Source organism: Phytoactinopolyspora endophytica (assembly GCF_004138495.1).
GTDB lineage: Bacteria > Actinomycetota > Actinomycetes > Jiangellales > Jiangellaceae > Phytoactinopolyspora > Phytoactinopolyspora endophytica.
The window spans coordinates 211,195-212,560 of record NZ_ML142851.1 but is presented as its reverse complement, the minus strand read 5'-3'; the positions used below and the strand labels follow the sequence as shown (position 1 = coordinate 212,560).

The window sequence follows — 1,366 nt, the reverse complement described above, 5'->3', positions numbered from 1 at the left end:
TGGTCGACGGACCGGTGGTCCGCAAGGGCACAGGCGGCGAGGACGGCTACTCGGGGTTCAGCGTCCGCGACCCGGAGAGCGGCGACGTGGCACGCACCGAGCTCGAGGGCGTCCTACATGACCATCGCGTCAGCCGGGCGGTCGTGGTGGGGCTGGCCCAGGATGTGTGCGTCAAGGAGACCGTGCTCGACGCGCAGCGGCTCGGCTTCTCCTCGGTCGTCATCGCCGACGCCACCCGTCCAGTCGACCTCACACAGGGCGACGGCCAACGCGCCCTGTTGCAGATGACAACAGCGGGCGCGGTGGTCATATGACGTCCACAGTCGAACACAACGTCGGCGGGGTGACGGTCGAGCTCGTCCAGGGCGACATCACCAAGCAGCCCGACATGGATGCCATCACCAACGCAGCCAATGCGCAACTCATGCCGGGCGGCGGCGTGGCCGGCGCCATCCACCGGGCCGCCGGACCAAGCCTGGCCGAGGAATGCCGCCCATTCGCCCCCATCCAGCCGGGCCAATGCGTGATCACGGGCGGTCACGGCTTGCCGAATCCGCACGTCCTGCACTGTCTCGGACCGGTCTACGGCGTCGATGAGCCCGCCGACGAGCTGCTTGCGCGCTGCTACCGCGAGTCGTTGCGGCTCGCCGACGAGCACGGACTGCGCTCCGTCGCGTTTCCGGCCATCTCCACCGGGGCGTTCGGCTATCCGCTACGTGAGGCCACCGACATCGCGATGCGCACGGTTCTCGGTGTCGCACCCGACCTCGCGTCCGTCGAGCGCATCCGCTTCGTGCTGTTCGACGCCGACGCTTTCAACGTCCACGCTGACGTCCTCGCCCGGCATGCAGCCGACACCGATCGGTCCCGCTGAGACCGCCTACCGGCAAGCCGTTCTGTAGCCAGCGATGGATCGCACCGGATGAGATCCTCGGAGTATGGACCTGACCGCGCAGACGTTCATCGCGACGCGCGCGGTCCCTCGGGTCACGCTTCGCTACGCCACCGAGAGGTTGCCCGCGGACCTGCGTGCTCAACTCATGAGCAGAGACTGAGTCCCGGCGAGGGCGTCACGCCGCCCCCGCGGCCAGCGCCACGAGTGCCGCGGCGAGCGACACCTCGACAACGGCGCCCAGGACATCACCGGTCATTCCTCCGAAGCGCTGGACGCATCGGCGCAGGACGACGGCGGTCGCCACCACCGCGACAGCGACAGCGAGCAGGGCCGACCACCACGGCGGCACAGCCCCCGAGCCGTCGCCGGAGAGAACGTCCGCCACCGCGAGCACTCCGCCGAGGGCAGCACTCACCACGACCAGCATGGCCAGCGCGAACATCCACCGGACCGAGCCGGCCATGGCCGCGC

The 1,366-nt window shown here is 69.7% G+C and carries 3 protein-coding genes; 2 read left to right on the top strand and 1 reads right to left on the bottom strand.

Annotation, left to right across the window (positions count from 1 at the left end):
* A partial coding sequence (locus tag ELR45_RS37090; RefSeq protein ID WP_205856163.1) for an isochorismatase family protein occupies nucleotides 1–314 on the top strand: 314 nt, incomplete at its 5' end.
* A complete protein-coding gene (locus tag ELR45_RS06845; protein ID WP_129664561.1) occupies nucleotides 311–874 on the top strand; it encodes a macro domain-containing protein in 564 nt (187 codons plus the stop codon). The genes ELR45_RS37090 and ELR45_RS06845, both read left to right, overlap by 4 nt.
* 196 nt (nucleotides 875–1,070) lie before the next feature.
* On the opposite strand, the gene ELR45_RS06840 is transcribed toward ELR45_RS06845, so the two are convergent.
* The coding region (locus ELR45_RS06840; RefSeq protein WP_205856162.1) for an adenosylcobinamide-GDP ribazoletransferase at nucleotides 1,071–1,366 on the bottom strand (296 nt) is incomplete at its 5' end.